At 56.5% G+C, this 23091-nt stretch carries 21 protein-coding genes; 13 read left to right on the top strand and 8 right to left on the bottom strand.

All coding sequences use genetic code 11. From position 1 onward, the window contains the following. Positions 1 to 126: 126 nt before the first annotated feature. From UTM25_RS02415 to UTM25_RS02430, 4 genes are all read right to left on the bottom strand, one after another. On the bottom strand, positions 127 to 1074 hold the full coding sequence (locus UTM25_RS02415) for a GlxA family transcriptional regulator (protein ID WP_194401508.1): 948 nt from the start codon (positions 1072 to 1074) through the stop codon (positions 127 to 129). Positions 1075 to 1100: 26 nt separating this feature from the next. Then, positions 1101 to 1880, bottom strand: a complete 780-nt coding sequence (locus tag UTM25_RS02420) for an MBL fold metallo-hydrolase (protein ID WP_194401507.1) — start codon at positions 1878 to 1880, stop codon at positions 1101 to 1103. 123 nt (positions 1881 to 2003) lie between these two features. After that, a complete protein-coding gene (nlpA, locus tag UTM25_RS02425) occupies positions 2004 to 2804 on the bottom strand; it encodes a lipoprotein NlpA (RefSeq protein WP_023309849.1) in 801 nt (266 codons plus the stop codon). A 147-nt stretch (positions 2805 to 2951) separates the two neighbouring features. After that, entirely contained in the window at positions 2952 to 3371 is a 420-nt protein-coding gene (locus tag UTM25_RS02430; protein WP_194401506.1) for a GNAT family N-acetyltransferase, read from the bottom strand. A 186-nt stretch (positions 3372 to 3557) separates the two neighbouring features. Between UTM25_RS02430 and UTM25_RS02435 the strand changes: the two genes are divergently transcribed. From UTM25_RS02435 to UTM25_RS02455, 5 genes are all read left to right on the top strand, one after another. Then, positions 3558 to 4127, top strand: a complete 570-nt coding sequence (locus UTM25_RS02435) for a TetR/AcrR family transcriptional regulator (protein WP_032644373.1) — start codon at positions 3558 to 3560, stop codon at positions 4125 to 4127. 147 nt (positions 4128 to 4274) lie between these two features. Then, positions 4275 to 5396, top strand: a complete 1122-nt coding sequence (locus UTM25_RS02440; RefSeq protein ID WP_194401505.1) for an efflux RND transporter periplasmic adaptor subunit — start codon at positions 4275 to 4277, stop codon at positions 5394 to 5396. Then, positions 5396 to 8506, top strand: coding sequence for an efflux RND transporter permease subunit (locus UTM25_RS02445; RefSeq protein WP_194401504.1), 3111 nt, complete (start codon positions 5396 to 5398; stop codon positions 8504 to 8506). The genes UTM25_RS02440 and UTM25_RS02445 overlap by 1 nt, the downstream gene beginning before the upstream one ends. After that, complete coding sequence (locus UTM25_RS02450; RefSeq protein ID WP_194401503.1) at positions 8506 to 9870, top strand: efflux transporter outer membrane subunit; 1365 nt, start codon at positions 8506 to 8508, stop codon at positions 9868 to 9870. Before UTM25_RS02445 ends, UTM25_RS02450 begins: the two co-directional genes overlap by 1 nt. A gap of 121 nt (positions 9871 to 9991) precedes the next feature. Continuing rightward, positions 9992 to 10288 carry a YicS family protein gene (locus UTM25_RS02455; RefSeq protein ID WP_023309843.1) on the top strand — a complete coding sequence of 99 codons (297 nt, stop codon included), beginning with the start codon at positions 9992 to 9994 and terminating at the stop codon, positions 10286 to 10288. Between the two features lie 45 nt (positions 10289 to 10333). On the opposite strand, the gene UTM25_RS02460 is transcribed toward UTM25_RS02455, so the two are convergent. Continuing rightward, positions 10334 to 11284: a LacI family DNA-binding transcriptional regulator gene (locus UTM25_RS02460; RefSeq protein WP_194401502.1), complete on the bottom strand. Its 951-nt coding sequence runs from the start codon at positions 11282 to 11284 to the stop codon at positions 10334 to 10336. Between the two features lie 293 nt (positions 11285 to 11577). Between UTM25_RS02460 and UTM25_RS02465 the strand changes: the two genes are divergently transcribed. From UTM25_RS02465 to UTM25_RS02490, 6 genes are all read left to right on the top strand, one after another. Continuing rightward, positions 11578 to 11892 (top strand): PTS sugar transporter subunit IIB, encoded by a 315-nt coding sequence (locus UTM25_RS02465; RefSeq protein WP_014830072.1) that lies wholly within the window; start codon positions 11578 to 11580, stop codon positions 11890 to 11892. A gap of 11 nt (positions 11893 to 11903) precedes the next feature. Beyond that, complete coding sequence (locus tag UTM25_RS02470) at positions 11904 to 13229, top strand: PTS sugar transporter subunit IIC (protein ID WP_194401501.1); 1326 nt, start codon at positions 11904 to 11906, stop codon at positions 13227 to 13229. A 17-nt stretch (positions 13230 to 13246) separates the two neighbouring features. After that, positions 13247 to 14623 carry a glycoside hydrolase family 1 protein gene (locus UTM25_RS02475; RefSeq protein WP_194401500.1) on the top strand — a complete coding sequence of 459 codons (1377 nt, stop codon included), beginning with the start codon at positions 13247 to 13249 and terminating at the stop codon, positions 14621 to 14623. Between the two features lie 5 nt (positions 14624 to 14628). Then, positions 14629 to 14931, top strand: coding sequence for a PTS lactose/cellobiose transporter subunit IIA (locus tag UTM25_RS02480; RefSeq protein WP_029741865.1), 303 nt, complete (start codon positions 14629 to 14631; stop codon positions 14929 to 14931). 136 nt (positions 14932 to 15067) lie between these two features. Further along, positions 15068 to 16447 (top strand): carbohydrate porin, encoded by a 1380-nt coding sequence (locus tag UTM25_RS02485; protein WP_194401499.1) that lies wholly within the window; start codon positions 15068 to 15070, stop codon positions 16445 to 16447. A 144-nt stretch (positions 16448 to 16591) separates the two neighbouring features. Further along, positions 16592 to 17497 carry a DMT family transporter gene (locus tag UTM25_RS02490; protein WP_194401498.1) on the top strand — a complete coding sequence of 302 codons (906 nt, stop codon included), beginning with the start codon at positions 16592 to 16594 and terminating at the stop codon, positions 17495 to 17497. Positions 17498 to 17545: 48 nt separating this feature from the next. On the opposite strand, the gene nepI is transcribed toward UTM25_RS02490, so the two are convergent. Beyond that, positions 17546 to 18736 (bottom strand): purine ribonucleoside efflux pump NepI, encoded by a 1191-nt coding sequence (gene nepI, locus UTM25_RS02495; protein WP_023333968.1) that lies wholly within the window; start codon positions 18734 to 18736, stop codon positions 17546 to 17548. A gap of 207 nt (positions 18737 to 18943) precedes the next feature. On the opposite strand from nepI, the gene UTM25_RS02500 reads away from it, so the two are divergent. Further along, positions 18944 to 19942, top strand: coding sequence for an aldo/keto reductase (locus UTM25_RS02500; RefSeq protein ID WP_194401497.1), 999 nt, complete (start codon positions 18944 to 18946; stop codon positions 19940 to 19942). A gap of 90 nt (positions 19943 to 20032) precedes the next feature. Here UTM25_RS02500 and UTM25_RS02505 read toward each other — a convergent pair whose 3' ends face one another. Next, complete coding sequence (locus UTM25_RS02505; protein WP_194401496.1) at positions 20033 to 21253, bottom strand: MFS transporter; 1221 nt, start codon at positions 21251 to 21253, stop codon at positions 20033 to 20035. Positions 21254 to 21591: 338 nt separating this feature from the next. Here UTM25_RS02505 and UTM25_RS02510 point away from each other — a divergent pair, with 338 nt between their 5' ends. Then, positions 21592 to 22512, top strand: coding sequence for a LysR family transcriptional regulator (locus tag UTM25_RS02510; RefSeq protein WP_194401495.1), 921 nt, complete (start codon positions 21592 to 21594; stop codon positions 22510 to 22512). Here UTM25_RS02510 and UTM25_RS02515 read toward each other — a convergent pair. Beyond that, positions 22509 to 22961 carry a DUF1198 domain-containing protein gene (locus tag UTM25_RS02515; protein WP_014830062.1) on the bottom strand — a complete coding sequence of 151 codons (453 nt, stop codon included), beginning with the start codon at positions 22959 to 22961 and terminating at the stop codon, positions 22509 to 22511. The two genes, UTM25_RS02510 and UTM25_RS02515, sit on opposite strands and share 4 nt — an antisense overlap. Positions 22962 to 23091: the final 130 nt, after the last annotated feature.

Consider the following 23091-nt stretch of genomic DNA (forward strand, 5'->3'; position numbering starts at 1 on the left):
AGAAAAAAAACAAAAGATTACGGGATTTAAGACGCGCTCGTCAGGGACGTTCGTAACCATCAACAAATAGATGCCGCCCACGGTTTTTCACTCCAACGCAACAGAATTATCATTTTCTGAAGACGGCTAAATGCGAAACGTCTTTCGCCACTCCGCCGGACTGACCCCAAAACGCGCCTTAAACTGCTGTCGCCAGGTGACGGCGGAATTAAATCCTACCAGCTCGGCCACGCGCTCAATCGGCATATTTCCGGCTTCAAGCAGGATCTGACTGCGCCGCAGGCGTTCGGCGGTAAGCCAGTCGGCGACGCTCATCCCCGTGGCTTTAACAAAGTGACGGGTCAGCGTGCGGCGGCTCATTGAGACCACCTCCGCCAGCGAGTCCAGGCTATGCGGTTCGGTGATGTGCTGCTGAAGATAGTCGATCAGGCAGTTAATCCGCCCGTCACGGGTATCTTTCGGCACCGGCTGGGCAATGAATTGCGCCTGCCCGCCCTCACGGTGGGGCGGAACAATCATCCGACGGGCAATCTGGTTGGCGACCACGCTGCCAAAGCGCTGGCGAATAATATACAGGCAGCAGTCCAGCGCAGCCGCCGTTCCAGCAGAGGTGATGATATTGCCGTCATCCACGTAAAGGGCATTAATATCCAGCTGAACGTTCGGGAAGAGCGACTGGAACTGATGCTCGAACTCCCAGTGGGTGGCCGCACGTTTGCCGTCGAGGAGCCCCGCCCAGGCCAGCACAAACGACCCCAGACACAGCCCGACGATTTCCGCGCCGTTATCTCTTGCCCGTACCAGGCTGTCGAGCAGCGTCTGTGGCGGGCGTTCAAGGACGTTCTGCCAGTAGGGAACGACGACAATATCTACCTGGCCAATGGCGGTGTAATCCTGCGTGGCGTTGAGGGCAAATCCGTCTTTTGAGGTGAGAAAACCCGCCGTTTCGGCGCAGATCGTCACGTTAAAGCGCTTTTCGCCGGAGACCGAATCGCCAAACAGAATGCAGGGAACGGAGTAGTGGAACGGGCTGAACCCGTCTACCGCGACAATCGCGACGTTGATTAGCGACATCTGTCTCTCCTTTCCCTTTAACGCACTCAGAATATAACGGTTTCGCCATCCTGGGGAATGCTCACTGCGTCACTCACCTGATTGGCTTCAACGTACTCACGCAGCGCGCTGCGGGTCAACAGGCAGTGGTTAATCGCCTCCATATGGATCGCCACAATGTTGGCCTGCGGCAGCAGGAAATGAACGTTGAGCACATCCTCCTGCCCCATAATAATGGGCCCAAAACCAATAACGTGGGCATAGCCGGCGTTCAGCACCACCACGTCCGGCTGGTGCTTTTGCAGGTCGACCGCCACTTCGTCACGCCAGACGGTATCCCCGGCAAGATAAAGCGTCTTCTCATCGGGATGACGCAGCACCACGCCGCAGGCCTCGCCCAGACGCTCCGCCAGCTCCGGCACGGCGTAAGCGCGATCGGTACCGTGCTGCCCGCCGTGGGTTTTCGTAATCTGAATATCGCCGAAGCAGGTCGCGTCGGTCAGGACCGTCAGGTTGCTGAATCCCTGGCTTCGCAGCAGCGCGGCGTCACGGTCGTTTTGCACGTAGATCGGTTTGTCTTTGGCGATCAGCTCCGCCGCGGTGCGATCCCAGTGATCGTCATGGGTATGGGTGACGATCACCGCGTCGGCGTCCAACAGCGTGTTGACGTCAACGGGGAGTTCGACCGTCGGGTTACGGCGTTCGGCATGCGCCGTGCCGGGAAAGCCCGGATAAGCGCCCTTCGGAGCCAGCATCGGGTCGATTAAAAGACGTTTTCCGGCGAAGGTAATCAGCTGGGTGGCGTTGCGAATATGGGTAATGTTCATGGGCTATCCTCCGGTTGGTGTGATAAGGAGGATAGCCAGCCGTCACAATTGACGCTGTGGGTTAAAGGGCGATTACCGATGGAATCGGGCCAATTAAAGACACCGCGTTTTCTGCCGGTTTCTTTACCAGCCCGGCACCGCCCCGCCGTTAAAGATCGTCTCCGCCGCTTTCGCTACCTCAGGCGATTGATACGACTGGATAAATTCCTTCACGTTCTCCGCGTCTTTGTTGTCTTCGCGCGTCACCACAATGTTCACGTACGGCGAGTTTTTATCTTCAATAAAGACGCTGTCATGCACCGGCGACAGCCCTGTTTGCTGAATATAGGTAGTGCTGATGATGGCGACATCCACTTTCGGGTCGTCCAGCACGCGCGGCAGCTGTGCCCCTTCCAGCTCCATAATTTTCAGCTGTTTAGGGTTGGCGGTAATATCCAGCGCCGTCGGCAGCAGCCCGGTGTCCGGCTTCAGGGTAATGAGCTTCTCCTTTTGCAGCAGCAGCAGAGCGCGGCCAAGGTTGGTCGGATCGTTTGGAATCGCAATGGTTGCCCCGTCCTTCAGGTCAGAGACGGATTTGATTTTGCGGGAATAGCCGGCCATCGGAAAAACAAAGGTGTTCGCCACGGCCACCAGCTTGTAGTTATGCGCCTTGTTATCCTCAGCGAGGAACGGGCGATGCTGGAAGACGTTAGCATCCAGTTCCCCCTGGTTGGTGGCATCGTTGGGCAACAGCGAGCCGCTGAAGCCCACCAGCTCCACGTCCAGGCCATATTTCTCTTTTGCCACCTTTTTGGCGACTTCCGCCACGTCCTGTTCAGCGCCGTTGATGACGCCCACTTTAATGTGTTTGGCATCGCTGCCACTTTGATCGCACCCTGCCAGCAGCAGGCCAGCAAGTACCAGAGCACCCAATCGACGTTTCACAAGACAGTTCCTTTTGCTAAATGTTGTAGTGACTATATCGACAACGAGGCGGTGAAATAAAAACCGAAAAAGAATCAATAAGAAGGATAAGTTATATGCGGGTATTGCCGGGTGGCGCTGCGCTTACCCGGCCTACGGATTCAGAGCTTAAAGGGCTTTCGTGAGATAATGCCGTTGCATGCCCGGATAAGGATAATCCTGCAAAGACATTTGCAGCTGGTACCCCTGTTTTTCATAGAACGGGCGCGCCTGGAAGCTGGCGGTATCAACCAGCGCGTGCTTGCAGCCTTTGCGCCTGGCTTCCTCTTCGGCCGTTTTGATGAGCTTGCTGCCAACGCCGGATCCGCGCACGGTCTCGCTGACCCAGAGATAGTCGATATTCAGCCAGTCGCCTTTACGCCCCCCAATTAGCCCGCCGAGCATGACGCCTTTATCGTCTCGTACGTAAACGCCAATGTCGCCGCTAAAGGTCGCCATATCCAAAAATTGCCCGTTATAGGCTCTTAACCCCGTTAATAACTCTTCTTTTTCAGCGGGCGTTACATTATTTGTTATGCTCAGGTGCATTTTTCTCTCCTTATTTTCTATGCAATCTGAATATCTCACAGCTTAACCTCCACAAAAACTCCTCATTCCCTCCATTTTTTAAATACGGAAACATTCCCTCAATATCTAAATAAAAAAGGCCTTTCCAATACGCACCCAAAACGTATACTGAGAACGATCATTCTCACTTTTACACGGTAGCCGACGATGAGTACGAAACTGGAAGAACGACAAAAACAACGCCAGGACGAGATCATCACCGCCGCTCGCCGCTGCTTTCGCGCCAGCGGATTTCACGCCGCCAGCATGTCGCAGATAGCCAGCGAGGCGAAGCTCAGCGTCGGTCAAATTTACCGTTATTTCAGCAACAAAGACGCGATTATCGAAGAGATGATCCGCCGCATCATCGACTCGCGCATCGAGGAGATGCAGGGTAAAACCCTGGTAGAAGGGATGCCGCAGGCACTCGCCTGGCGACAGACCCTCAACGAAGATGACGATGCGCTGATGCTGGAAATGTCCGCGGAGGCCACGCGTAATCCGCAGGTGGCGACGATGCTGATCGAAGCCGAATCGCGCATGTTCGCCAACGCCTGCGAGCACCTGAAAAAGCAGTTTCCCCACCTGAGCGACGAGCATATTCGCTGCTGCGTGGAGATTACCGCCGTGATGATTGAGGGGACGATTTATCGACGACTCACGCCGTTAAAAGTCCCGTCAGAACAATTAGAACCCCTTTATCAGGATATTTTAAATATGCTTTTCTCTGCGAAGTAATCGCATATGAATAATTAGCGGGAATAAGTAATTCCCCTTTTTACATTTCTGGCTCTGCCAGAGATGCGGTATCGCTGTGCCTTTAAATAGCCCTCCTCCCTGTTAAGCCATTAACGGGGCAGGCGTCGTTCACCCTGGAAAAAGATTATGAAAAACATAACAACCTCCATCGCGGCATTATTTCTCCTGACCGGGTGCGATAATGCGCAAACATCTGCTCCCCAGCGTCCTATTCCGGAAGTGGGGATTGTCACTCTCATGAGCCAGCCTGTTTCCGTCGTCAGCGAACTGACCGGCCGCACCGCCGCAGCCATGAGCGCCGAAGTGCGCCCGCAGGTGGGCGGCATTATCCAGAAGCGCCTGTTCACCGAAGGCGATACGGTCAAGGCCGGGCAGGCGCTGTATCAAATTGACCCTTCCAGCTACCGCGCGGCGTTTGATGAAGCCGCCGCGGCGCTGAAGCAGGCGCAGGCGCTGGTAGCAGCCGACTGCCAGAAGGCCCAGCGCTATGCGCAGCTGGTGAAAGACGACGGCGTGTCGCGCCAGGACGCAGAGGACGCGAAGTCCACCTGCGCGCAGGACAAGGCCAGCGTCGAGTCAAAGAAGGCCGCGCAGGAGAGCGCGCGCATTAACCTTAACTGGACCACCGTGACCGCGCCGATTGCCGGACGCATCGGCATCTCCTCCGTCACGCCCGGCGCGCTGGTAACCGCCCAGCAGGATACCGCGCTCGCCACCGTTCGCGGACTGGACAGCATGTACGTCGATCTCACGCGTTCCAGCGCCGATCTGCTGCGTTTACGCAGGCAAACCCTCGCCACCAATAGCGATACGCTAAGCGTGTCGCTAATCCTCGAAGACGGCAGCACCTACGGCGAGAAAGGCCGTCTGGCGTTAACCGAAGTGGCGGTGGATGAATCAACCGGCTCGGTCACGCTGCGCGCCGTCTTCCCGAACCCGCAGCATCAGCTCCTGCCGGGCATGTTTGTTCGCGCCAGGGTGGATGAAGGCATCATAAACGACGCGATCCTGGCACCGCAGCAGGGCATCACCCGCGACGCCAAAGGCACCGCCACCGCGCTGGTGGTGAATGCCAGCAGCAAGGTTGAGCAGCGTCAGCTGGAGACGGGCGTCACCTACGGCGACAAATGGCTGGTGCTGAGTGGCCTCAAGGCGGGCGATAAGCTGATTGTGGAAGGCACCGACAAAGTGACCGCCGGTCAGCAAGTGAAAGCCGAAGAGATGAAAGCTGCGGGAGGAAAAGCCTGATGTTTTCCCGCTTCTTCGTGCGTCGCCCGGTCTTTGCCTGGGTTATCGCCATTCTCATCATGCTCGCCGGGATGCTGGCGATCCGCACGCTGCCGGTGGCGCAGTACCCGGACGTCGCCCCGCCGTCGATCAAAATCTCCGCCACCTACACCGGTGCCTCCGCGCAGACGCTGGAAAACAGCGTGACGCAGGTGATCGAGCAGCAGCTCACCGGGCTGGATAACCTGCTCTACTTCACCTCCACCAGCAGCTCGGACGGGTCGGTGAGCATTACCGTCACCTTCGAGCAGGGAACCGACCCGGACACCGCCCAGGTGCAGGTGCAGAACAAGGTTCAGCAGGCGGAATCTCGCCTGCCGACCGAGGTGCAGCAGTCCGGCATTACCGTCGAGAAATCGCAGAGCAACTTCCTGCTGATCATGGGCGTGTACGACAAAACCGACGCCGCCAGCAGCTCGGATATCGCCGACTGGCTGGTGAGCAATATGCAGGACCCGCTGGCGCGCGTGGAGGGCGTCGGGAGCCTGCAGGTGTTCGGGGCGGAATACGCCATGCGCATCTGGCTCGACCCGGCGAAGCTGGCGTCCTACTCGCTGATGCCGTCCGACGTGCAGAGCGCAATTGAAGCCCAGAACGTGCAGGTTTCCGCCGGTAAAATCGGCGCGTTGCCCTCGTCGAACGCCCAGCAGCTGACCGCCACCGTCCGCGCCCAGTCGCGCCTGCAGACGGTCGAACAGTTTAAAAACATCATCGTGAAGAGCCAGTCCAGCGGCGCGGTGGTGCGCATCAGCGACGTTGCCCGCGTGGAGATGGGCAGCGAAGATTATACCGCCACCGCGAAGCTCAACGGCCACCCGGCTGCGGGTATGGCGGTCATGCTCTCACCGGGTGCGAACGCGCTCAACACTGCGACGGCGGTAAAAGACAAGATCGCCGAGTTCAAAAAGTCGATGCCGGAAGGCTACGACGTGGCCTACCCGAAAGACAGCACCGAGTTCATCAAGATCTCCGTTGAGGACGTAATTCAGACCCTGTTCGAAGCCATTATCCTCGTGGTGGTGGTGATGTACCTGTTCCTGCAAAACATCCGCGCGACGCTGATCCCGGCGCTGGCGGTGCCTGTCGTTCTGCTGGGCACCTTCGGCGTGCTGGCGCTGTTCGGCTACTCCATCAATACCCTGACGCTGTTTGCGATGGTGCTGGCGATAGGGCTTTTGGTGGATGACGCCATCGTGGTGGTGGAAAACGTCGAGCGTATTATGCGCGACGAAGGCCTGCCCGCCCGGGAAGCTACTGAGAAATCGATGGGCGAAATCTCCGGCGCGCTGGTCGCCATTGCGCTGGTGCTCTCTGCGGTATTCCTGCCGATGGCTTTCTTCGGCGGCTCCACCGGGGTGATTTACCGTCAGTTCTCGGTCACCATCATTTCGGCGATGTTCCTCTCCGTGGTGGTGGCGTTGACCCTGACGCCCGCGCTCTGCGGCTCGATTCTGAGCCACACGGCGCCGCACAAAAAGGGCTTCTTCGGCGCGTTTAACCGCTTCTACAGCAGGACCGAGCGCGGCTATCAAAACAAGGTCCTGCGCGCCCTGCGCCGTTCCGGCGGTATGCTGGTCATCTATGCCCTGCTCTGCGGCGCGATGGGCTTCGCCATGCTTAAGCTGCCGGGCAGCTTCCTGCCAACGGAAGATCAGGGCGAAATCATGGTGCAGTACACCCTGCCCGCCGGCGCGACGACGGTACGTACCGCCGAAGTCAGCCGCCAGGTGCGCGAGTGGTTCCTCACGAAAGAAAAAGCCAATACCAACGTGATCTTCACCATTGAAGGCTTCAGCTTCAGCGGAAGCGGCCAGAACGCCGGGATGGCGTTTGTCTCCCTGAAAAACTGGTCCGAACGTAAAGGTGATGAGAATACCGCGCAGGCCATCGCCCTGCGCGCCACGCAGGAGCTGAGCACCATCCGCGATGCGACCATCTTTGCCATGACGCCGCCCGCGGTGGACGGCCTGGGCCAGAGCAACGGCTTTACCTTTGAGCTGATGGCCAGCGGCGGCACCGACCGCGACGCGCTGCTGAAGCTGCGTAACCAGCTGATTGGCGAAGCCAACCAGGACAGCTCGCTGCACGCCGTGCGCGCCAACGATCTACCGCAGATGCCGCAGCTTCAGGTCGATATCGACAACAACAAGGCCGTGTCGCTGGGGCTGTCCCTGAGCGACGTTACCAACACCCTCTCCAGCGCCTGGGGCGGGACCTACGTGAACGATTTTATCGACCGCGGCCGCGTGAAAAAGGTCTACATCCAGGGCGACAGCGACACCCGCGCCGTACCGTCGGATCTCAACAAATGGTTTGTGCGCGGCAGCGACAGCACCATGACGCCGTTCTCCGCCTTCGCCACCACCCGCTGGGAGTATGGCCCGGAAAGCCTGGTGCGCTACAACGGCTCGGCGGCGTATGAGATTCAGGGCGAAAACGCCAGCGGCGCCAGCTCCGGCACGGCGATGGGCAAAATGGAGCAGCTGGCAAACAGCCTGCCGTCCGGCAGCACCTGGGCGTGGAGCGGTTTGTCGTTGCAGGAAAAACTGGCGAGCGGTCAGGCGATGAGCCTGTATGCCCTCTCTATTCTGGTGGTGTTCCTGTGCCTGGCGGCGCTGTATGAGAGCTGGTCGGTGCCGATTTCAGTCATTCTGGTGATCCCGCTTGGCGTGCTGGGCGCGGCCGTCGCCGCCTCCCTGCGCGGCCTGAACAACGACGTCTATTTCCAGGTGGCGCTGCTCACCACCATCGGCCTGTCGTCGAAGAACGCGATCCTGATTGTCGAGTTTGCCGAAGCCAAAGTCGCTGAAGGGTACTCTCTGACGCGGGCCGCACTGCGTGCCGCCCAGACGCGTCTGCGCCCGATCATCATGACCTCGCTGGCGTTTATCGCAGGGGTTACGCCGCTGGCCGTGGCAACCGGGGCAGGCGCAAACAGCCGCGTGGCGATTGGTACCGGCATTATCGGCGGAACGCTGGCCGCGACGCTGCTGGCGATCTTCTTCGTTCCCTTATTCTTTGTACTGGTGAAACGTCTGTTCTCCGGTAAACACGCGAACCGGAGGTCATAATGTTTCGTGTATCTGTTTTAGCATTAGCCCTGCTGAGCGCAGGCTGTGTGTCGTTAGACCCAACGTATCAACGCCCGGACGCCCCCGTCCCGGCAACCTTACCCGGCGCGCACGGCGAAGCCACCGCCGTGGTGAGCCAGTGGCAGCAGGTGATGAACGACGCGCGGCTGAAAAGCGTGGTGACGATGGCGCTTAACGGCAACCGCGACGTGCAAAAAGCGATTGCGGATATCGACGCCGCCCGCGCCCAGTACGGTGAAACGCGCTCGTCCCTGTTCCCGACGGTGGACGCCGAGCTGAGCCACACCCGCAGCAGCACGCTGGCAAGCGGCGTCGCGACAAGCGACGAAGCCAACGGCGCGGTCTCCAGCTTCGAGCTGGATCTGTTTGGCCGCAACCAGAGCCTCTCCCGCGCCGCGCGTGAAACCTGGCTTGCCAGCGAGTTCACCGCGCAGAACACGCGCCTGACGATGGTCAGCGAGCTGACCACGGCCTGGGTGACGCTGGCGGCGGATAACAGCAACCTGGCGCTGGCGAAATCCACGATGGAGAGCGCGGCAAACTCGCTGAAGATTGTGAAGCGCCAGCAGGACGTTGGCGTGGCGGCGGCGACGGACGTCAGCGAAGCGATGGCGGTGTATCAGCAGGCGCGCGCCAGCGTGGCGAGCTACCGGACGCAGGTGATGCAGGACAAAAATGCCCTTAATCTGCTGGCGGGCGATACGGTGCCGGACAACCTGCTGCCCGGCACGCTGGAGAGCCTGAGCGATAACGCCATCACGCTGATCCCGGCGGGCGTCAGCTCCAGCGCGCTGCTGCGTCGTCCGGACATTCAGGAGGCCGAGCATAATCTGCTGAGCGCCAACGCCAATATCGGTGCGGCGCGCGCCAACTTCTTTCCGACCATTTCACTCACCGCCAGCGCAGGCGTCGGCAGCGATTCGCTCTCCTCCCTGTTCAGCCACGGGATGAAGGTCTGGTCGTTTGCGCCGTCCATCACCCTGCCGCTCTTTAGCGGCGGGAACAACCTGGCACAGCTGCGCTACGCGGAAGCGGAGAAGAAGGGGCTGATCGCCACCTACGAGAAAGCCATCCAGAGCGCGTTTAAGGACGTGGCCGACGCGCTGGCGCGACGAGAAACCCTCAGCGAGCAGCTCGACGCCCAGCGCGAATACGTCGCGGCGGAGCAAAAAACGCTGGACGTGGCGACGCGCAGCTATAAGGCGGGCGCGGGAGATTATCTGACGGTACTGACCGCGCAGCGGTCGCTTTGGTCGGCGCAGGAATCGCTGATTGCGCTGCAGCAAACCGACCTGGAAAACCGCATCACCCTGTGGCAGTCGCTGGGGGGCGGTATTCAGTAGCGCTTGCCGGGAAGTTCATGACAGGCGGTGAAGAGAAAATTCATACTTTCGGCTGGCGTCGCTACACTGAATGTAACGATATATTTCATGGGAAGCATGTGACTTCTAAAGGGGGTTGTTGATGAAAGCTGCGCACCTGGTCTGCCTGCTGGTTTGTCTGCTCTTCGCCGCGTTTGTCCATGCTCAGGAAAAGGATGACCCCGCGAAAGAGGCGCAAATAAAGCAGCAGGTCCTTAAAGATATTAAGAAAACCTGTACGCCACAGAAAAAGCAGAGCGATAAAGCCTGGCAGGAGATGATTTTGTCGTCCGAGGCCAATCAGCTGCTGATCAAAAATGCCATCACCGCCGTTAAGCGCGACAACCTGGATGCCTACTGGGGGGCGATTGGTCAGGTGGATTGTATGGAAGATTATTGAGTTCACGCCGGGTGGCGCTGCGCTTACCCGGCCTGGAAAATTTTTTTAACGCTTCCGCATGTCCGGAATAATCAAATCCCCGCGCAGAACATAGGATCCGAGCATCTGCGTTTTCTCCGTCAGCCAGCTCACTATGCGCGCCGCCATCGCGTCCATGGAATATTCAATCGCCGGGATCACCGGAATACCCGGCAGGTGCAGCGATCCGGCCAGGCTGAAGACCATGATGTCGTCCGGCACCGATTTATTAAACGCCTGCAGCTGCGGGATCACCCGCTGAGCTTCCTGCTCGTCCGCCACCAGCAGCGCGTTGAAGTTCAGCGTGCTGGCGTTATTAAGCAGCTCCTGCAGCGCAACGGACGAAGAAGTCGCGTCCATAAAGACCAGGTTGCGATTAAAGGGCAGGAAATTTTTCTCCAGCGCGTGCTTGTAGCCAAGCAGCACCTGGTCGGCAAAACCGCTGCCTTGGGGGTGGATCAGCGCAATCTGGCGACGCCCCTGGCTGGTGAGGTAGTTACAGGCGGTTTCGGCGGCAAAGGCGTGATCGAACTGGATGCTGTTGGAATTATCAGACTCCATGCAGTCCACCAGAATGACGTTGTCCATATCCACGTCCAGCGGGAAACGGGCACCAATCACCAGGATATCATCACAGAGCCCGCAGGAGAGTTCTTCAAGGGCGTTCATCACTTCCGCTTTGCTGTGCGCGAAGCGCAGCAGGAGGTGTTTTTGATGCTGGCTGAGCTGTTTTTCCAGCGCGTAGAGATAACCGGTGGTCTGGTTAATATTTTCCTGCGCGCAAATGACTCCAATGCAGCCCGTCGACTGGCTCAGCAGCGACTGGGCAATCACGTTGGGACGATAGTTCAGCTCATCCACGGCCTTCAGAACGGCCTGACGGCTGGCTTCCTTAACGCCACGCGACCCACTCAACACTCGCGATACCGTGGCTTTAGACACCCCGGCAAGACGTGATACATCATTGATTGTCGACATCTCTTTCCCCTGGCAGGCTTACCTCGCGCCTGCAAATTCCATGACCGCTTCGGCTCACATTATAGCCAGAACGGAGTATATCCGTTTCCGTTTTCCATGGAAACCGATTTTCCGTTTCCACTCAAAATGATGTCAAAACAGCCAAATTATGTGACCTACATCCGGTTAATTAGCCACATAAGTAATGGATATTGATGGTTGTCACACTTCTGCCTTTTATGAATGGAAACCGGTTTCCGTATAATGTCCAATCATCCTCGCAATAACTTTTTACATTTAGAGGATGGTTGTCGATGTTCAAGATTATGCTGTGCTGCTCTGCCGGGATGTCCACCAGCCTGTTGGTCAGCAAAATGGTCGATGTCGCGAAAGAACGTGGTTTGCCGGTGAAGATTGATGCGTACGGTGTTTCCGAATTTGATACGCAGTTTCCGCAATACCAGGTTGTCCTTCTCGGACCGCAAGTGAAATACATGTTACAGACACTCTCAGACAAGGCGGCTACGAAAGGTATTCCGGTGCAGCCCATCGATATGATGGACTACGGCATGCAGCGTGGCGATAAAGTACTGGACTATGCTCTGTCGCTCATCGAAGCGGCACACTAAAAGGTGTTCACATGAGTTCGTTATATCAATCCATGGTCGCGGTGATTGAGCAGTCAATTACCCCGCTGGCCGCGAAGCTGGGTCAGCAAAAGTATGTGATTGCCATCCGCGACGGCTTTACCGCCGCGCTGCCGTTTATGATCATCGGCTCGTTTATGCTGGTGTTCATCTTCCCGCCGTTCTCGGCGGATACCACCAACAGCTTTGCCCGCGGCTGGCTGGATTTCTCCCAGACCTATCGCGAGCAGCTGATGCTGCCGTTTAACCTCAGCATGGGCGTGATGACCTTCTTCATTTCGGTGGGGATTGGGGCAAGCCTGGGGCGTCAGTTCAACCTCGACCCGGTGATGTCCGGCCTGCTGGCCTTTATGGCCTTCCTGCTGGTCGCCGCGCCGTATGCCGACGGCAAGATCTCGACCCAGTATCTCTCCGGCCAGGGCATCTTCACCGCCCTGATCACCGCCATTTACGCCACCCGCGTCTACGCGTGGCTGAAGCAGAAAAACGTGACCATTCGCCTGCCGAAGGAAGTGCCCACCGGCGTGGCGCGCTCATTTGAGATCCTGATCCCGGTGATGGTGGTGATCGGCACGCTGCACCCGCTGAACCTGTTCATCGAAGCGCAGACCGGAATGATTATCCCGCAGGCGATCATGCACCTGCTGGAGCCGCTGGTGTCCGCGTCTGACTCCCTGCCCGCCATTCTGCTCTCCGTGCTGCTGTGCCAGATCTTCTGGTTCGCCGGTATTCACGGCTCGCTGATTGTCACCGGCATCATGAACCCGTTCTGGATGGCTAACCTCTCCGCAAACCAGGCGGCACTCGCCGCAGGCGCGGCGCTTCCGCACGTTTACCTGCAGGGCTTCTGGGATCACTACCTGCTGATTGGCGGCGTAGGCTCCACGCTGCCGCTGGCGTTCCTGCTGCTGCGCAGCCGCGTTACCCACCTGCGTACCATCGGCAAAATGGGCGTGGTGCCGAGCTTCTTTAACATCAACGAACCGATCCTGTTCGGCGCGCCGATCATCATGAACCCGATGCTGTTTATCCCGTTCGTGTGCGTTCCGCTGGTCAACGCCTGCCTGGCGTACGCGGCAACCAAGCTCGGCTGGCTGGCGCAGGTCGTCTCGTTAACCCCGTGGACCACCCCTGCACCGATTGGCGCTTCGTGGGCAGCGAACTGGGCGCTGAGCCCGGTGGTGATGTGCCTGGTCTGTATGGTGATGTCCGCGCTGATGTACCTGCCGTTCCTGCGCGCCTATGAGCGTACGCTCATCAAAAACGAAGAGCAGAAGGCCCAGGCAACCGTCGGCGCCGCCGAGACCGCCAGCAATTAAGTCAAAGAGGAAGAGTCATGAAATACGCATTTCCCGATAACTTCTGGTGGGGCAGCGCAAGCTCCGCTCTCCAGACCGAAGGGGCAAGAGAGGGTGAAACCACGTGGGATTACTGGTTTGCCCGCGAGCCGAACCGTTTTCACAACGGCGTGGGGCCGCAGCAGACCTCCACGTTTTATCAGCACTGGAAAACGGACATTCAGCTGTTGAAACAGCTGAACCACAATAGTTTTCGCACCTCGATTAGCTGGGCGCGCCTGATCCCCGACGGTATCGGTGAAGTGAACCCGGAAGCGGTCGATTTTTACAATCAGGTCATTGATGAGCTGATTGAACAGGGCATCACGCCGTTTATGACCCTGTTCCATTTCGACATGCCGATGGCGATGCAGGAGATCGGCGGCTGGGAAAACCGCGACGTGGTGGACGCCTACGCCCGCTATGCGCAAATTTGCTTTGAGCTGTTCGGCGATCGCGTCCTGCACTGGTTTACCTTCAACGAGCCGATCGTGCCGGTGGAAGGCGGTTATCTGTACGACTTCCACTATCCGAACGTGGTGGATTTCCGCCGGGCGGCCACCGTGGCGTATCACACGGTGCTGGCTCACGCGAAGGCGGTTCAGGCCTACCGCGCCGGGCACTACGCGGGGGAGATCGGCATCGTGCTGAACCTGACGCCGTCGTATCCGCGCTCGCAAAACCCGGCGGACGTGAAGGCGGCGCACATCGCGGACCTGATGTTTAACCGCAGCTTCCTTGACCCGGTCCTGCGCGGCGAATACCCGGCAGACCTCGTAGCGCTGCTGAAATCCTGCGATCAATTACCCGCCTGCAAACCGGAAGACGGTTTCCTGATTGCGGAAGGGAAAATCGACCTGCTCGGCGTGAACTACTATCAGCCGCGTCGCGTGAAGTGTCGCGACAGCGCGGTGAACCCGCAGGCGCCGTTTATGCCGGAGTGGTTCTTTGATAACTACGAGATGCCGGGCCGCAAGATGAACCCGTACCGCGGCTGGGAAATCTACGAGCCGGGTATTTACGATATTCTGGTTAACCTGCGCGACAATTACGGCAACCCACGCTGCTTTATTTCTGAAAACGGCATGGGCGTCGAAAACGAGCAGCGCTTTATTGAAAATGGCCAGATAAACGATCAATACCGCATCGAGTTTATTTCCGAACATTTAGCCTGGCTGCATAAGGGTATTAGCGAAGGGTGCAATTGTCTTGGCTATCATATGTGGACGTTTATTGATAACTGGTCGTGGTGCAACGCGTATAAAAACCGCTACGGTTTTATCCAGCTCGATTTAGAGACGCAGAAACGCACCATTAAGAAAAGCGGAGAGTGGTTTGCCGCCACCGCGTTAAATAATAGTTTTGAAAAAGAGTAATGATGATGATCGCATTAGAAGAAGCCGTAATGGAAATTATCGTCAATGCCGGACAGTCCCGCAGCCTGTGCTTTGAAGCCCTGCACGCGGCACGTCAGGGCAACATCGACGAAGCCAAAAGCCTGCTGCGCGAAGCCGACGGCTACGCGCGCCAGGCGCACAAGATGCAGACCAAACTGATCGAGCAGGATGCGGGCGAAGGCCGCCAGCCGATGACCTTAATTATGGTGCACGCGCAGGATCATTTAATGAATTCCTTATTAGCGCGTGAATTATCCGAAGAAATTATTCATTTATATCAGAGATAGTCTATGGCGAAATAATTACTGTAATACCTCTGTACCCTAAATAGAGATCCACTTGTTCTGATGATAGCGACATACTCTGTCAGATCGGAGCGGGATGGTTATTGTCTGCATAAAATTAAACTATATTGAGATAACCATGAATACGATTAAAAAACTTCCATTAACCATGGCGGTTATCGCCGCGCTTTGCCCAATTTCCGTGCTCGCACAGGAATTCACCCAGGAGCAAATCGACGCCATTGTGGCGAAAGCGGTGGATAAAGCCCTGGCCGAACGTCAGGCTAAAATGGATGCGGCGGTCGCGAAGAAAGCGGACGTGGTGACCGAGCCGCAAAGCGCGGCGCAATCTCCCGATATGGCGATCCCGTTCGGGGTGAAATTTACCGGCTATGCCCGCTACGGCGCGCACTTCCAGGCTGCCGATCAGAAATACGTGGCGGTGGACGGTTCATACAACGGCGCGTCCGCGATTGGTCGTCTGGGCAACGAAGGCAACGGCGGGGAATTCCAGCTCTCCAAGGCCTTCAAGGGTGAAAACGGCGCTATCTGGGACATCAACGTGATGATCGACCACTGGGGCGACGAAGTTAACCTGAAAAAAGCCTACGCGGGGGTGACCAACATTATGGCGTCTAACCCGAACGCCTATTTCTGGGCAGGGCGCGACTTCCACCAGCGTCCGCAGCAGGGCATCAACGATTACTTCTGGATGAACCACGACGGCCAGGGGGCCGGGGTGAAGAACTTTGACATCGGCGGCGTGCAGTTTGACGTCGCCGCCGTGGCGGCGGTGGAATCCTGTAGCCCGGAAGTGATGGAAGATGAAGCCAACCCGTCGCGCATCACCTGTACCGGCGGTTCCGGCACGGGTGACAAAGGCAACTACGCCGCAACCTCGAAAATCCACGGCATGAAGCTCGGCCCGATCGACATGGAGCTGTACGCCAACTACGGCTTTGATTCGAAAGCGGTAGAAAGCGACGAACGTCTGAACGCCTGGCAGGGCGGCGTGGTGCTGAGCCACACCAACGACAGCGGCGTGAACAAGGTGATTGCCCGCTACTCCGATAACGCGGACAACAGCGTGTTCAACAAAACCGAGGACCTGACCACGGTCTACGCCAGCTTCGAAGGGCTGTACAAATTCACCCAGGCGACGCAGGTGGAGTACATCCTCGCCTTCCACGACTACGACAACAGCCGCGATAAGACCGACAACCGCAAGAACTACAACGCCATCGTGCGCCCAATGCACTGGTGGAACGACGTTCACTCCACCTGGCTGGAAGCGGGCTGGCAGCACGTGGATTACGACAACGGCGGCGACAACAAGGGCTGGAAGCTGACCCTGTCGCAGAACATGTCTATCGCCATGGGGCCGGAGTTCCGCCCGATGCTGCGCTTCTACGTGACCGGCGGCAAGGTGGATAACGAACGCACCGCGCGCGTGAACAACACCAAAGACGAAACGCTCGACGACTTCAACGTCGGCGCGATGTGGGAGGCGTGGTTCTAAGTAAACGCAAAACGGCAACGAGAGTTGCCGTTTTTAGTGTTTGCTCCCTCTTTCCCTTGGGAGAGGGCCGGGGTGTGGGCATCAGGCCGCACCCTATCATGCTATGCTGTTGGCCGACTTAACGACAACATAGCAGGGGAGAACATGGGTTCCACACGTAAAGGGATGCTAAACGTCCTGACCGCCGCCGTTTTATGGGGCAGTTCCGGCGTTTGCGCGCAGTACATCATGGAGAAAAGCCACATTTCTTCGCCTTACCTGACCATGGTTCGCCTGCTGTTTACCGGCGTGATCCTGCTAACGCTCTCCTTCGTACACGGCGATAAGATTTTCTCGGTCATCAAAAACCGCAAAGACGCCCTCAGCCTGCTGATTTTCTCGCTGGTCGGCGCGCTCACCGTGCAGCTCACCTTCCTGCTGACGATTGAGAAATCCAACGCTGCGACCGCTACCGTGCTGCAGTTTCTCTCACCGACCATTATCGTGGCGTGGTTTGCCCTGGCTCGGAAAAAGCGTCCCGGCGTGTTTGTGCTGTCGGCCATCATGACGTCGCTTGTCGGCACCTTCCTGCTGGTCACTCACGGCGACCCGACCTCGCTCTCCATCTCGCCTGCCGCGCTGTTCTTCGGCATCGCCTCGGCGTTTGCCGCCGCGTTTTACACGACGTATCCGTCAACGCTGATCGCCCGCTACGGCACGCTGCCGATTGTCGGCTGGAGCATGCTGATCGCCGGGCTAATGCTGACGCCGTTCTACGCCGGACGCGGGACCACCTTTGTGATTGACGGCAGCCTGCTGCTGGCGTTTTTCTACCTGGTGGTGATTGGCACGGCGCTGACGTTCAGCCTGTATCTGAAAGGCGCGCAGATGATCGGCGGGCCGAAGGCGAGCATTCTGAGCTGCGCCGAGCCGCTGAGCAGCGCGCTGCTGTCGGTGGTGTTGCTGGGCGTGGCCTTCACCCTGCCGGACTGGCTGGGCACGCTATTGATTGTGTCGTCGGTAGTGTTGATTTCGATGGATTCGAGAAGACGGATTCAGACATCGGCGTAGCCTGATGCCCTCACCCCAACCCTCTCCCACGGGAGAGGGAGAAAAGCACTACTTCGCCTTCACCTTCCCCGCCACCAGCAGCGCGGTCAGCAGCATCAGCGTACCGGAAATCACCAGTGGTGAGGTCAGCCCCAGATGGTCGAGCGCCACGCCCCCAATGGCCGCGCCGCAGGTGTTCGCCAGCTGGATCACCGCCACCTGAATCGACCCGGCTTTTTCAGCCTGATCGGCAAGCGAGCGGGTGATCCACGTCGACCAGCCCACCGGCACCAGCGCAAAGGCAAAGCCCCAGATAATCGCGATGGCAGACGCCACCCACTTATCGCTGCCCCACAGCACCAGCACCGCCGCGCTCGCCGCCAGCACCAGCGGCGCACCCGCCAGCGCCACCTTCAGGGAGCGTTTCAGGAACTGAGACGACAGCGAGGTACCGACAAAGCTGGCGATACCGAAGCTCAGCAGCACCAGCGTCAGGCCGTCCACGTCAAATCCCGCCATGGTCATAAACACCGGGCGGATGTAGGTAAAGAAGGCAAACTGCCCGGCAAAGGACATAAAGATAGCGGTCATCCCCGCCAGCACGCCGGGGCGCTTCAGCAGCGCGAACATGTTCTGTTTGTGGTGCGCCGCTTCGCCCGGCAGGGACGGCAGCGCTTTCCACACCCAAATGATGCAGAGCAGGCCCATCACCGCCGCCGCGTTGAAGACGTTACGCCAGCCGATAATCCCGCCGAGGAAGCTGCCAAGCGGCGCGGCAATCACCAGCGCGATAGAGACCGCACCGAAGATAACGGAAAGCGCTTTTGGCACCGTCCGCGCGGGCACCAGGCGCATGGTGAGCGAGGCCGACATCGCCCAGAAACCGCCTAACCCCAGCCCCAGGCAGGCGCGCCCCAGCAGCAGCAGGGTGAAGCTTTCAGCAAAGGAGACCAGCAGGCAGGAGAGCGTCAGCAGCACGCTGAACAGGATGACCACCCTGCGGCGGTCGATGGTGCCAATCACCTGGGTGATAAACAGGCTGGCGAACATCGCCACAAACGCGGTGACGGTAACGGACTGCCCCGCCACGCCTTCGGAAATGCCCAGATCCTGCGCCATCGGCGTCAGCAGGCTCACCGGCAGAAACTCAACGGTAATCAGGCAGGCGACGCAAAACGCCACGGCGAAAACGGCCGACCAGTTGGGGCGTGAAACCTCTTTGGTCTGCGGTCTGGTCGTGGGCTGGATATGTTCTGTCATGGCGTCACCTGAAGATAAAAACGTGCGGAAAAGTCGCGCAGTTTATCATCAAAAGTGTGACGAATTTAACGATTTGACAACTTTTGTCGTTTTTAATGAGCCTGGAGGGAGAGCGTCGTCGACTGATACCTTTTCAGCATAACGAAAATGAAAATTCAGTATCCACATTTGAGGTGAAACAATCATAGCGTCTGAAAAGGAGAAACTATGAAAACACGTATTTTATCTCAAAATCTTACCGTCAGTGCCGTCGGCTATGGTGCCATGGGTCTGAGTGAATTTTATGGCCAGACTGATGACAACGCCTCGCTGCAGGTATTGCATAGCCTCATCGATCTGAACGTGACGTTTATTGATACCGCAAATTTATATGGCCGTGGTCATAATGAAAGATTAATCGGTCATTTTCTTGCCGGGCTGGATAAAAGCACTCGCGAGCAGTTCAAAATAGCCACGAAATGCGGCATCGATCGCTCGCCTGACGAGTCTTATGCCCGCACCATCAACAATACGCCTGACTATATCATCCGCTGCTGTAATGAATCCCTCAAACGGCTTGGCGTGGAGCGAATCGACCTCTTTTATCTTCACAGACTGAGTAACGCCACCCCGGTCGAAGAGAGTATGGATTGTCTGCGCGCCCTGGTTAAAGAGGGCAAGATTAACCACATCGGCCTTTGCGAAGTGTCGGCGTCAACGCTGCAACGGGCCCATGCGGTACATCCTGTCACCGCGCTGCAAACGGAATATTCTTTGTGGACACGCGATATCGAGGAAAGCATTCTGCCGGTCGTGAAAGAGTTAGGCATTGGTCTGGTGCCCTACTCGCCTCTTGGCAGAGGCTTCCTGACGGGAAAATACCTGAACAATAGCGAATTTGCAGAGGGTGATTTCCGTAAAAATAACGATCGCTTTATGCAGTCCAGCCTCGATCATAATCGCCAGCTGCTCGATGTCATCCACCCGCTGGCGGCAAAATACGGCTGTACCGCAGGTCAGATTGCCCTTGCCTGGCTGTTAGCGCAATACGACCGGCTGGTTCCCATCCCGGGCACTAAGCACACCGGCTATCTGGCCGAAAACGCGCGCGCTGCCGACATTGTGCTTGAGAAGAGTGACATTGAATTATTGAACAACCTGCATCACCGGATAGAGATTAAAGGCGATCGCTATTCTGCCGAGGGTATGAAGGGCGTGAATGCCTGATACCTCATCGTGAAAATAAAAAACCGGGTATTCCCGGTTTTTTATCCGTTGTCGGTAATGATAATTTTTCATCCATGCTATATGCGGACGTTAACTGGGCTCATAAGATTTCTCCATCCGGGATTGTTTTGCGGTCAACGTGGCAGGGATAAATACGACAAGCAGAACAGAAAGGCCGATGGCCGTGGCGGCGACGATATACAGGAGCGGCAGTGAAAATGATGAAACCATCCAGGCACCTGCTGATGCGCCGATACCAATGGCAGTATTGAAAAATGACACGTAGATTGCAGAGGCCGGGAAGGTTTTATCCTCTGCCATACGTAAAATCCACGTCTGGAAGCCAACAAATATTCCTGACACGGCCACGCCCCATATAATCATGCCGGTGAATATCAGCCCAGCAGAGAGCGATGATCCTGACAGGCCCAGGATGAACAGCACGGCACATATCAATAGTACAGATATAGAGACCATCAACTTAAGATACTTATCAATCAACACGCCGGTCAGGAGATTACCGGCCAGACCCGAAATACCGTAAACAAAAAGCACGGCAGGAATAAAGGCGTTTGGCAGTAAACTCTGCGTATGCAGCCAGGGTTCAATATAGGTAAAGGCGGCAAAATGGGCAGTCACAGCCAGCATGGTTGCTAAATATATTTTCCATAAGGTAGACGATTTCAACACGCTCTTTAACGCATCCAGTCCAAGTGCACTTTTACTGGTAATGTGGGGAATAAGAACGCTAATGCCCGCAAAGGCAATTACGCTCAGCGCGGCCATCATCCAAAATGCCTGCCGCCAGCCGAAGTGAATACCAATATAGTTAGATATCGGCACGCCAAAAACGCTTGCTGCGGAAACGCCTCCAAATACGATTGACGTCGCCACGCCAATATATCTGACAGGTACGATGGCTACCGCCGTCGTGCCGATCATCGCCCAGAATGCTCCATGCGCAAGTGCACCCAGTACGCGAGCGCTAAGCAGCATGCTGTAACTCGTTACCGTTGCGGCCATAACATTGGAGATCAGAAGCACCGTGGTGAGCACGAGTAAAAGCCGCTTCCTGGATACATTCCCTAAAAAGACTGAAGCAAACAGCGCACTTAACGCCCCCACCCAGGCATAAAGAGACACGGTCATGCCCACCGCGGACTCTGATGACTGTAGCCCATCAGCAATGGGCGTTAATAAACCTACTGGCGCCAGTTCAGTGGTAACAATCGTAAACGTTGAAATAGCCAGAATAAATAAAGCAAGCCATGACTTTAAGGTCATTTTTTGCGGAAAACGTTCTACAGCCATAATCGCCACCTCAATATAATAATCAGTATATTTTTTACGAATTGGATAAATGTTGAATGTTGTTACCCGCAAACGGGATACTCAATATCTTCGGGTCAATAATGATATTTCTGAGAACCGTATTTAGTTTCCTAGGGAGACTTTAGAACAAAGATATCCTTTTAATAAAAATAAGAAAAAAACAGAAATGAATTTATCAACTCAGCGTATAAGTGGAATTATTAAATTTGTAATATACTTTTTGTATTACTATTAAATTGGGTTTTTCTTCATGGCGTTAGCGTGTAATATCGAAATCGAAAAAAGACTAAATACCTTTTCGCATTCAGGACTGACGTATGGCCACAGCAGAACATTTAATCAGCAATAACCTGCCCAGTATCAAGCAATTACAATGTTTTCTCGCTGTTGCACATGAACTGAACTTCCGTAAGGCTGCCGAACGTCTACGCATGACTCAACCGCCATTGACGCGTCAGATAAAATGCCTTGAAGCGGTTCTGAAACGTCAGTTGTTCAGCCGCAGCACGCATGACGTTAGCCTCACAGAAGCAGGCCGTGCGCTGGTTGTTCAGGCTGAAAAAATACTCAAAGACATCAGCAATTTAAAAGAAGACCCGCACTCTTCTGAAACGAGCCTGCGTATCGGACTCACGCGGACGCTTAATTTTGAATACATAGAACCCGTGAACACCCAGCTTCAAAAAATGAACGCGGAAGATGATGTCGAAACGCCGGACCTGACGTCAGCCCAGCTGCTGCAAAGCCTGTCTAAAAATATGCTGGATCTGGTGCTGACCGGTGAAAAAGGAACGGGTCATGAAGACATTGTTCAATACCGCTGGGTCTGCCAGGAACCGTTGCTCATCGCAATGCCCTCTTTACATCCTGCCAGCCTGAAAGAGAAAGTCGCGCTGGAGGACATTAGCGATCTTCCCATTTTCTGGTTTTCCAGAAGTGCCAACCCGTCATTTTACGACAAATGCGAAAGCTACTTTGAGACGCTGAAAACGCCGCTTAAGCGGATAAAAGAGCCGGATGATACCCTTGTGATGCTAAGCCGTATCGCAAGAGGGAAAGGATTTGCGCTGCTGCCTCAGTCGAAATGCACCTTTAATCAGGAAGGACTTTGCTATCGTGAACTCACGGACGCGGAGGCAAAAAGGTTAAATATAGATATCTATGCCGCCACCCGCCTCAATGAAAACAGAGAAGAGATTCTTAACGCTCAAAATATCCTGTGCGGAAAAACGGTTTAATGCAGGTAAAACACGCCCTCTTCCGGCAGGAAGAGCTGGTTATAGCGCAGCTGGAAGGCGTTAAGCTCCTGCGGATCGGGCTCCATCTCGCGCATAAAGCCAAGCGCCAGACGAATTTGCGCATCGGTAATGGGCGCGGCCAGGCGGGCTTTACGCAGCATGCGGTGCCAGGTATGCAGGTTCTCTTCGCTGCCGTCAACGATGCAGACCTGCCAGATGAGCAGCACCTGCGCCGCGTTTTGCAGATGCGCCTCGTCCGGCCGCTCAAGGTAGCGGATAAACTCATTCCCGGGCGTTTTTCCGAACTGGTCGATCATCGACTCAACCGGCATCGGGGTGATCCCCAGACGCTCGCTTAAACGTTTGATGGCGCGGCGGGAATCTGAGGTCAGGACGCGAAATCCCACCACAAACACCACGGCAAGCGTTGCCAGCATTATCCAGACCATGCGTTCTCCTATGAATAGCCGCTCATCATAGCGGGAAACGCAGCGCCTCGACAGCGGGTGGCACCATAATAGTGAACGGAAAAGATGTTGAAGAATTGGGAGAGGAGGAGTTAACGCCGTCGGGGTCAAT

Source organism: Enterobacter sp. 61D5, assembly GCF_034107965.1.
GTDB lineage: Bacteria > Pseudomonadota > Gammaproteobacteria > Enterobacterales > Enterobacteriaceae > Enterobacter > Enterobacter cloacae_M.

Excerpts from the sequence above, each read along its gene's own strand:
- UTM25_RS02500 (WP_194401497.1), top strand. The coding sequence starts at position 18,944 with ATGAAAACACGTATTTTATCTCAAAATCTTACCGTCAGTGCCGTCGGC.
- UTM25_RS02455 (WP_023309843.1), top strand. The coding sequence starts at position 9,992 with ATGAAAGCTGCGCACCTGGTCTGCCTGCTGGTTTGTCTGCTCTTCGCC.
- UTM25_RS02505 (WP_194401496.1), bottom strand. The coding sequence starts at position 21,253 with ATGGCTGTAGAACGTTTTCCGCAAAAAATGACCTTAAAGTCATGGCTT.
- UTM25_RS02480 (WP_029741865.1), top strand. The coding sequence starts at position 14,629 with ATGATCGCATTAGAAGAAGCCGTAATGGAAATTATCGTCAATGCCGGA.
- UTM25_RS02510 (WP_194401495.1), top strand. The coding sequence starts at position 21,592 with ATGGCCACAGCAGAACATTTAATCAGCAATAACCTGCCCAGTATCAAG.
- UTM25_RS02430 (WP_194401506.1), bottom strand. The coding sequence starts at position 3,371 with ATGCACCTGAGCATAACAAATAATGTAACGCCCGCTGAAAAAGAAGAG.
- UTM25_RS02460 (WP_194401502.1), bottom strand. The coding sequence starts at position 11,284 with ATGTCGACAATCAATGATGTATCACGTCTTGCCGGGGTGTCTAAAGCC.
- UTM25_RS02440 (WP_194401505.1), top strand. The coding sequence starts at position 4,275 with ATGAAAAACATAACAACCTCCATCGCGGCATTATTTCTCCTGACCGGG.
- UTM25_RS02450 (WP_194401503.1), top strand. The coding sequence starts at position 8,506 with ATGTTTCGTGTATCTGTTTTAGCATTAGCCCTGCTGAGCGCAGGCTGT.
- UTM25_RS02470 (WP_194401501.1), top strand. The coding sequence starts at position 11,904 with ATGAGTTCGTTATATCAATCCATGGTCGCGGTGATTGAGCAGTCAATT.
- UTM25_RS02515 (WP_014830062.1), bottom strand. The coding sequence starts at position 22,961 with ATGGTCTGGATAATGCTGGCAACGCTTGCCGTGGTGTTTGTGGTGGGA.
- UTM25_RS02445 (WP_194401504.1), top strand. The coding sequence starts at position 5,396 with ATGTTTTCCCGCTTCTTCGTGCGTCGCCCGGTCTTTGCCTGGGTTATC.
- UTM25_RS02435 (WP_032644373.1), top strand. The coding sequence starts at position 3,558 with ATGAGTACGAAACTGGAAGAACGACAAAAACAACGCCAGGACGAGATC.
- UTM25_RS02475 (WP_194401500.1), top strand. The coding sequence starts at position 13,247 with ATGAAATACGCATTTCCCGATAACTTCTGGTGGGGCAGCGCAAGCTCC.
- UTM25_RS02415 (WP_194401508.1), bottom strand. The coding sequence starts at position 1,074 with ATGTCGCTAATCAACGTCGCGATTGTCGCGGTAGACGGGTTCAGCCCG.
- nepI (WP_023333968.1), bottom strand. The coding sequence starts at position 18,736 with ATGACAGAACATATCCAGCCCACGACCAGACCGCAGACCAAAGAGGTT.
- UTM25_RS02485 (WP_194401499.1), top strand. The coding sequence starts at position 15,068 with ATGAATACGATTAAAAAACTTCCATTAACCATGGCGGTTATCGCCGCG.
- UTM25_RS02465 (WP_014830072.1), top strand. The coding sequence starts at position 11,578 with ATGTTCAAGATTATGCTGTGCTGCTCTGCCGGGATGTCCACCAGCCTG.
- UTM25_RS02490 (WP_194401498.1), top strand. The coding sequence starts at position 16,592 with ATGGGTTCCACACGTAAAGGGATGCTAAACGTCCTGACCGCCGCCGTT.
- UTM25_RS02420 (WP_194401507.1), bottom strand. The coding sequence starts at position 1,880 with ATGAACATTACCCATATTCGCAACGCCACCCAGCTGATTACCTTCGCC.